This is a genomic window from Catellatospora sichuanensis, assembly GCF_007483665.1.
Taxonomy (GTDB): domain Bacteria; phylum Actinomycetota; class Actinomycetes; order Mycobacteriales; family Micromonosporaceae; genus Catellatospora; species Catellatospora sichuanensis.
The window spans coordinates 70125-77171 of sequence record NZ_VIQO01000049.1 but is presented as its reverse complement, the minus strand read 5'-3'; the positions used below and the strand labels follow the sequence as shown (position 1 = coordinate 77171).

10 protein-coding genes and 1 pseudogene are annotated in these 7047 nt (G+C 72.0%); 6 read left to right on the top strand and 5 right to left on the bottom strand.

Annotated features, from left to right (window positions below; translation table 11 throughout):
• Positions 1-15: 15 nt before the first annotated feature.
• Together FLL47_RS41205 and FLL47_RS45310 are read right to left on the bottom strand one after the other, a co-directional pair.
• Entirely contained in the window at positions 16-330 is a 315-nt protein-coding gene (locus FLL47_RS41205; RefSeq protein ID WP_144128124.1) for a hypothetical protein, read from the bottom strand.
• A gap of 106 nt (positions 331-436) precedes the next feature.
• The gene (locus FLL47_RS45310; protein ID WP_425457829.1) at positions 437-724 is read right to left on the bottom strand and encodes an STAS domain-containing protein; all 288 of its coding nucleotides are present in this window, start codon (positions 722-724) and stop codon (positions 437-439) included.
• Here FLL47_RS45310 and FLL47_RS44580 point away from each other — a divergent pair.
• Positions 608-847 (top strand): hypothetical protein, encoded by a 240-nt coding sequence (locus FLL47_RS44580; RefSeq protein WP_246159320.1) that lies wholly within the window; start codon positions 608-610, stop codon positions 845-847. The two genes, FLL47_RS45310 and FLL47_RS44580, sit on opposite strands and share 117 nt — an antisense overlap.
• A gap of 11 nt (positions 848-858) precedes the next feature.
• On the opposite strand, the gene FLL47_RS41195 is transcribed toward FLL47_RS44580, so the two are convergent.
• Both FLL47_RS41195 and FLL47_RS41190 read right to left on the bottom strand, forming a co-directional pair.
• On the bottom strand, positions 859-1857 hold the full coding sequence (locus tag FLL47_RS41195; RefSeq protein WP_144128123.1) for an ADP-ribosylglycohydrolase family protein: 999 nt from the start codon (positions 1855-1857) through the stop codon (positions 859-861).
• Positions 1857-2321 (bottom strand): annotated as a pseudogene (locus FLL47_RS41190) (trehalose-6-phosphate synthase); the annotation flags it as partial. The pseudogene FLL47_RS41190 and the gene FLL47_RS41195, both read right to left, overlap by 1 nt.
• A 346-nt stretch (positions 2322-2667) precedes the next feature.
• On the opposite strand from FLL47_RS41190, the gene FLL47_RS43480 reads away from it, so the two are divergent.
• Both FLL47_RS43480 and FLL47_RS41180 read left to right on the top strand, forming a co-directional pair.
• Complete coding sequence (locus FLL47_RS43480) at positions 2668-3030, top strand: STAS domain-containing protein (RefSeq protein WP_186316230.1); 363 nt, start codon at positions 2668-2670, stop codon at positions 3028-3030.
• Between the two features lie 132 nt (positions 3031-3162).
• A complete protein-coding gene (locus FLL47_RS41180) occupies positions 3163-3384 on the top strand; it encodes a hypothetical protein (protein WP_144128120.1) in 222 nt (73 codons plus the stop codon).
• 123 nt (positions 3385-3507) lie between these two features.
• Here the strand turns inward: FLL47_RS41180 and FLL47_RS41175 are convergent, their stop codons facing one another.
• Positions 3508-3948, bottom strand: coding sequence for an STAS domain-containing protein (locus FLL47_RS41175; RefSeq protein WP_186316229.1), 441 nt, complete (start codon positions 3946-3948; stop codon positions 3508-3510).
• 207 nt (positions 3949-4155) lie between these two features.
• Between FLL47_RS41175 and FLL47_RS41170 the strand changes: the two genes are divergently transcribed.
• From FLL47_RS41170 to FLL47_RS41160, 3 genes are read left to right on the top strand one after another with little or no spacing between them, the layout of a single operon-like run.
• Positions 4156-4833: a response regulator transcription factor gene (locus FLL47_RS41170; RefSeq protein WP_144128118.1), complete on the top strand. Its 678-nt coding sequence runs from the start codon at positions 4156-4158 to the stop codon at positions 4831-4833.
• Positions 4830-6188, top strand: coding sequence for a HAMP domain-containing sensor histidine kinase (locus tag FLL47_RS41165; RefSeq protein ID WP_144128117.1), 1359 nt, complete (start codon positions 4830-4832; stop codon positions 6186-6188). The genes FLL47_RS41170 and FLL47_RS41165 overlap by 4 nt, the downstream gene beginning before the upstream one ends.
• Positions 6185-6757, top strand: a complete 573-nt coding sequence (locus FLL47_RS41160; RefSeq protein ID WP_144128116.1) for a GerMN domain-containing protein — start codon at positions 6185-6187, stop codon at positions 6755-6757. The genes FLL47_RS41165 and FLL47_RS41160 overlap by 4 nt, the downstream gene beginning before the upstream one ends.
• Positions 6758-7047: the final 290 nt, after the last annotated feature.

Sequence of the window (7047 nt, the reverse complement as noted above, 5' to 3'; positions counted from 1 at the left end):
TACAACGCCAACCGTCTACATTCCACCCTCGGATACCGCACACCCACCGAGGTCCGCCTCGGGTATCGTCACGACCACGCCCTCGCAGCGTGAGAACCCCGGTGTCCGGTCCTGGGGTGGAAGCTCATCGGCGACAGCCGGGGCGGCCCTGGCGTGCATACGCATGGCTTCGGCCAGCTGCGGGGAGGGGCCTGCGATGGTCAGGATAACGTGGCAGAGCTCGGCCTCCAAACGGCCTCGGATCAGTGCGACGACGCTGGCGGCGTCGATGGTGTCGACGGCGGTCAGGCCGAGGGTGAACCGGGCGGCGCGCAGCCGGTGCAGGGCCATGCTGATGGCCTGGCCGAGCTGGCGTGCGGTGTCGGTGCTGAGGCGGCCCGTGCGATCAACTGCAGGCTGGAGTCGCAACTGTGCAGCCGCAGGTGCAGTGCCTGGTTCACGGCGGGTCTCCGGCCGGGTGCGGGCCGTCTGGTCGCGGCGGGTGCGCCGTGGCACGGCAGACGGTGCCGGTCCGTGGCACTCTCAGCGCCATCGCGTGCCGCGTCGTGGGCGCGGGCAGCAGGTGGCTGGCGCCGTTGGCGCGCATGGCCGCCGCCACCGCGGGGCAGTGCCCGGTGACCGTGAAAGCGGCCCCACGCCGGGCCGCCTGCCGCGCGCACAGCATGATCGCAATCACGCCGACGGCGTCGACCCGGGTGATGGCGCTCAGATCCAGCCGGACCAGGACGGGAGCGTGCTGGCGCAGCGGACCGACGACGGCCTTCGGCAGCCGGTGCGCGGTGTCGGTGTGCTATTCGCCGACCGCGCAGACGCTCAGCACCCGGTGCTCACCGGCCAGGCGCAGTGAGAGATCGTCGGTCATGGCCCCTGCCCGGTGCGGTGATCGCCGGGCCACCGGTCACCGCGCCGTCCGGTGGCGGCCGACAGGGCCGCGGCTGCGGCACGCAGGCGCAGCAGCCGCATGAGGTCGGGCCGCCACGGCATGGCCAAGGTGTATTCGGGATGGCGGGCACCGCTGATCGCGCCGACGATGGCGGCGGTGGTCCGGGTCTGTCCGCCCATCATCAGCGCATAGCGGGTCGCGGCGGCGGGATCGTCGCAGTGGCGCAGGAACGCGGTCAACGCGGCGGGCACGCTGCGCAGCGCGGTCCGGTCGGCGCCCAGCGTCGCGGCCGTCTCGGCCGGGGCGCTGCGGTGACGGACCAGCGTCTGCACGGTACGCAGCGCGGTACGGAACTCCGCGGTGCGCATCTGCGCGGCGACCGCCGACAGGAACCGGTACCTGTCGGCCGGGGTCGCGGGCTGGGCCTGGGCGGCGAGCGCGACCGCGGCGGCGGTGGCAGCCGCGCCGTCACGGGCCAGCAGGTGTGTGTGCGTGATCCCGGCCGACCTGCGTCCCAGGGCCGCGGCCGCGGCCGCGCCGTTGCCGGGAACCAGACCGGCCGCGCACGCGCGCACGGCGGCGACGCTACCGAAGCTGCCCTGGCCGTGATGAACTTCTGGGGCGATCTGCCACCAGCGTGTTCCGGCTGCCACTGCCCTCAGCACGCGGGAGGTGGTGGTGCCGGATAGTTCGGGCCGGTCGGCGGGCCATTCCGTGGCCAGGTCCGCGGCGAGAACGTCGTCGTTGATTCGCCCGCCGTTGGCGCCGAGGTGCTCGGCGAGCACGACCATCTGGATCGCAGCGGGGCTGGCGACGAGTAGGCGTGGCGTGGCACGCAGGATCACCTCTATCTGCGCGGGTTCGGGTGTGGTGCGGCCATGTAGCGGTGCGGCCATCAGGTCCGCGCATGCGGCGAGCAGCAGGCTGCCGTGCGCGCGCCGCAGCAGGTGCTGCTGGTCGAGCGGGATGGTCACTATGCGTCGATCTTCCTTGGTGTTGCGTGCGGTGCCGGGTACCCGGCCGGGCGGGCGCGCCCCGGTGCGGGCATCTGCCTGCGCGGGTGCGGCAGGGGGTGCGTGGCGGTGCGGGCGTCGATGCCGTCGAGCAGCCGCTGCGCCCAGGCCTGCGGCGTGGGTCCGGGTGCTGCGGCTCGGGCGTGGGGTACCGGCTCGCTGACGCCGGCGATGCGCGCGATCGCGATGGCGAACGCGGCGGTGTCGTGCGGGTTGACGACGACCGCGCCGGGCAGATCGGTGCCGTCGCAGGTCAGTTCGCTGACCACCACGGGCGCCGCGCGGTGCGCGGCGACGAACTCGTGGGCGTGCGCGGCCGTGCCGTGGTGCACCGGGATCGCCAGCAGCCCGTCACAGGCCAGGTACATGCTGGTCAGCTCCCGCCGGTCCGGGGTCGCGCGCAGGTAGTGCACGACGGGCTGGCCGACGTGTGCGTAAAGGCACGACCTGCGTCGTCTGCGACGCTCGGCTCACCTCGTCCACCTGCCACCTCCCTGCTGAGTGATCTCACCTTTTCCAGCCCGTGCGGCGGTAAGCACGCAAACCCATGACAGTTGTATGACAAACCCGGCGGCCGCGTGCGCCGCGGCCGGCGGGCCGTTGTCCAGGCCTGCCGCGTCACGTCGAGCAGGTGCCGACCACGGGTTTCGGCGTGCGCCGGCATCGGCGCGCGGGCAGCCCGTCGTGCCTGTCATACAACTGTCATGCGACCGCGGGATCGTCGTTATCGCGGGCCTTGAGGCTGACCGCCGATCGACGGAGGAGGTTGCGGTGAACGGCGCCAACATGGGCGGCCCGGTGGCGGCGTGGCACGTGCCGGTTGTCGAGGTCACGGTCCGTGGCGACCTGGACGCCTGGTCGAGCGGGCAGGTCGATCAGGTGTTGCACGAGGCGTTGAGGTTGCGGCCCCGCGAGCTGGTCGTCGACCTTGCCGGCTGCCGTGCGGTCGACGCGGCGGGTGTCCTGCTGCTGCTGGAAGCTCAGCGCCGCGTCGTCCATCTCGGCGGCCGGCTGGCCCTGCGCTCACCGGGGCCGCAGGTGGCGCGAACGCTGCAGGAATTCGATCATGAGCGGCGTCTTGTCTTGGTGCCTGCGGCACCGCGTGCGCCCCGGCACGCCGCCGACCGCCGGTAGTGTCCGAGCGCCCAGGGGTCTCACCGGGGGCGGGCGCCGATCACCGCGTGCCAGCGGGCGCGCAAGGCGTGGGCGGGGCGGCGTCGCCGCGGTCGCGCTGCCGGGCTGCGCCAGGACCAGGCGGCATCGGCAATGGCGGTGCCCTCGAACAGGCCGCCACCGCCCAGTGCGCAGATCGCGGCCCACACCTGCGGTGGGATCGACGGCGGTCAGCCGCACGCCGTGCCGGCGGGCGTGCGACTGCAGCTGCTTCAAGGTGGCGACGCCGCAGGCATCGACAGCGTCCAGGTCGAGCAGGCCGAGCAGGATCCGGTCGGCGGCGAGGTGTTCAACCATGACGGCGACGCCTGCTGACAGCCGATGGCAGGTCCTGGCGTCGAGGCGGCCACGTGCTCCCATACACGGTCCGGCCGGCGACGAGTACAGCCGCAGGTGCAGCAGGTCGGCCATCGCGGGTGTCTCCGAGGGCGGGCGCCGTCAGCCGCTGGCTTGGCCGCGGCTAGCCCGGCGGGCGTGGCGTGGGGCGCGCAGGCAGTTCAGCCCCGGCAGGTGGCTGCGCCGCCGCAGGGCACCTGCGGGTTGCGGCCGGTTGTCGTCCGGCGGGCAGAGCAGGTCCCCGGCTCCGCAGGCGCTGGCCGTCGCCTTGATCTGCGCGGTGGGTTGCACGATGCGGAACCCGACGCCGCGGGCGTGGGCCTGCCGCCGGCAGGCGATCAGCGTGGCGACCCCGGCGACGTCGACAAAGTCCAGCCCGCCGACATCGACGGTAAACCGGGCCGGGTTCAGACGGTGTATCGCCAGGTCCACAGCGCGGGTCAGCTGGTGCACGCTGCCGGTATCCAGGACGCCTTCGGCGATCAGGTACAGCCCGACCGGGCTGGAGTAAAGCCGCAACCGCAGCCCGCTCACCAGCCGCACCGGCATCCGCGAGCCGGCCAGGCCGGTGTCGGGCCGGACGTCACTGTCCCGGATCGCCTCACCCTGCGCCCTCCTCGAATCGGGTGCAGCAGACGATCGGCTCGGGGTGTGGCAGAAGTTGCGCGAACCCGTGACAGTTGTGTGACAAATCGCCAGATCGGCTGCTCAGCCCTGTCGCGCACGGTGAATGCCGGTCATTATTCCGCGGTGGTTGCAGTACTGGTGATCGAAGACGACGACAGGATCCGGCTGTCGCTGACGCTGGCCTTGGAAGACGAGGGCTACACGGTGCACACCGCCGCGACGGCCGAGGAAGGACTGCTGCGCCAGCAGCGCGAGCCCGCCGACACGGTGCTGGTCGACCTGATGCTGCCCGGAATCGACGGCTTCCAGTGCATCCGTGAACTGCGCCGCGACGACGATGTGCCGATCGTGGTCGTCAGCGCCCGCGAAGACACCCACGACATCGTCGCGGCCCTGGAAGCCGGCGCCGACGACTACCTGGTCAAACCGGTCGCGATGAAGGAGCTGTCGGCGCGGCTGCGAGCGCTGCGACGCCGCGCCCGCACCGGACCGGCCGCACCCGCAGACCAGCTGCGCATCGGTGACCTGAACGTACGGGCACAAGCTGGGGAGGTGCTGCTGCGCGGGCAGCCGCTGGCTCTGACCCGCACCGAGTTTCGGCTGCTGTGCGAACTGGCCGAACACGCCGGGCAGGTGCTGTCACGCCAACAGCTGCTCGAACGGGTCTGGGAGTACGACTTCGGCGACGAACGCCTCGTCGACGTCCACGTCGGTCGGCTCCGCCAGAAGATCGAAGACGATCCCGGAACGCCTGCCCGGCTGGTGACCGTACGCGGTCTCGGCTACAAGATGCCCCGATGAAGCGCCCCGGTCTGCGCGCCAGGGTCACCGCCGGATTCGCCGTCGGCGCACTGCTCGTCTCGGCGGCCATGGCGCTGCTGTCCTACCAGATCACCGAGCGGTACCTGCTCGACGAGCGCGAACGCACCGCCAAGCGGGCGGTGCTGTTCGACGCCCGCATCGTGGCCGCGGGCCTGGACACCGACAACCCCGAGGTCCTGCCGGTGCTGCGCTCGCTGGACACCGGCGCCAATCGCCGGGCGCTGATCTGGCGTGACGGCGACTTCTACTCCCGCACCGTCGTGGACAGCGACCTGACCGACAGCCTTCCGCAAAGCGTCGTCGACCTCGTCGGAGAGGGTAAACCGGGCGTGCAGCGGGTGCGTATCGGCGGGCGGGCCGCCATGGTGTTCGGTATCCCGCTCGGGGACTCGACGGCGCTGTACGAGGTCGACTACATGAGCGAACTCGACAGCAACCTCAAGATTCTCGGCCTGGTCCTCACGCTCGTCGCAGCGGGCACGGCCGCGGCGGGGGCGCTGCTGGGCATGTACGCCAGCCGCCGCGTCATGCGTCCGCTTTCCACCGTCGCCGACGCCGCCCGCGACATCGCCGGCGGCCGCCTCGGAGCCCGCCTGGACCCCGCCACCGAACCCGACCTGGCCCGCCTGGCGACCTCGTTCAACCACATGGTCGACCAGCTGTCGGCCCGGATGGAACGCGACCGGCGCTTCGCCGCAGACGTCAGCCACGAGCTGCGCTCGCCGCTGCAGACCCTCGCCGCCGCCGCCAGCGTCCTGGACCGCCGCCGCGACCAGCTCGACCAGCGCACCGCCACCGCCGCCGGACTGGTCGTCGAGGAAGTCCAGCGGTTCCAGGAACTCGTCACCGACCTGCTCGAACTGGCCCGCAGCGACCAGCCCGCCGACACCGCGCCCGTCGACGTCGCCGCCCTCGCCCGGCAGGTGTGCCGCCACCGCGGCCTGCCGACGACGCTGGTCACCATCGGACCCGGCACCAGCCCCGTGTGGCGCGTCGACCGCCGACGCATCGAACAGGTCCTCGCCAACCTCATCGACAACGCCCAGGCCCACGGCGGCGGCGTGGTCGCTGTACACCTGGCCCAGCAGCCCGACGCCAGGATCCTGCAAGTCGACGACGAAGGCCCCGGAGTCAGCCCCGCCGACCGGGAGGCGATCTTCGACCGGTTCGTACGCAGTCGCTCGGCCGGCGCCCGCGGCGACAACGACGGCACCGGCCTTGGCCTGGCCCTGGTCGCCCAGCACATCACCGCCCACGACGGCAGCGTGCAGGTCCTCGACCGGCCCGGCGGCGGCGCACGCTTCCGCATCGAGCTACCCCCGGAGCAGCCATGAACCCCGCCCGCTCCGCTGCGGCCGCCGCCCTGGGCCTGCTGCTGGCCGCCGGCGCCACCGGGTGCGGCGTACCCGCCGAGGACACCGCACGCATCATCGAACAAAGCGCCACAGCCAGTCCGGCAGCCCCGACACCGGCTGCCGAGGCCACCGGCCCCGCAACCGAAAAGCTCTACCTGCTGCGCGACGGCCACCTCGTCGCCGTGCAACGCCGCGTGTCCGCCAACCCCGACGCCCAACAGCTGCTCGCCCACCTGCTGGCCGGGCCCACACCCGCTGAACAGGACGCGGACCTGACCAGCGCGCTGACCGGCACGACCGCCATCAACTCCGCGACCGACGCCGCAGGCTCCGCGACCGTCGAGCTGTCCACCGCGCTGGAAGGCACCGGCCGCAGCGACGACGTCCTCGCCTTCGGCCAACTCGTCTGCACCCTGTCGAGTCGGCCCGACATCAACCAGGTCGTGTTCACCCGCCAAGGCGCCCGGGTAGGCGTTCCCCGCGGCAACGGCGCACTCACCGAAGACCCACTGACCTGCGCCGACTACGCCAACCTCGTCACCGCCTGACAGGTCGCAGAACCGTCCTACGTCCGCAGTACGCCCTTGCTCTGACCGCATTGGACGCAATCGTTCACGTCACGTGAACCAGGTCGGCGATGCCGAGCGCGATATGGGTCGAGGCACCCCGTAGTGACGTCTGCGCCAGGTCCGAGGGCTGACGTCAGCGCCAGCCGACTGCCATTGCAGACGTGTAAGTCGTCGGACGTGACCTGCCTTCGGCATCCGACGACACCGTCCGGCGGGATCCCCTCAGGACGGCTATGTCCCTTCGATATGACAGAACCATGAAAAATCAG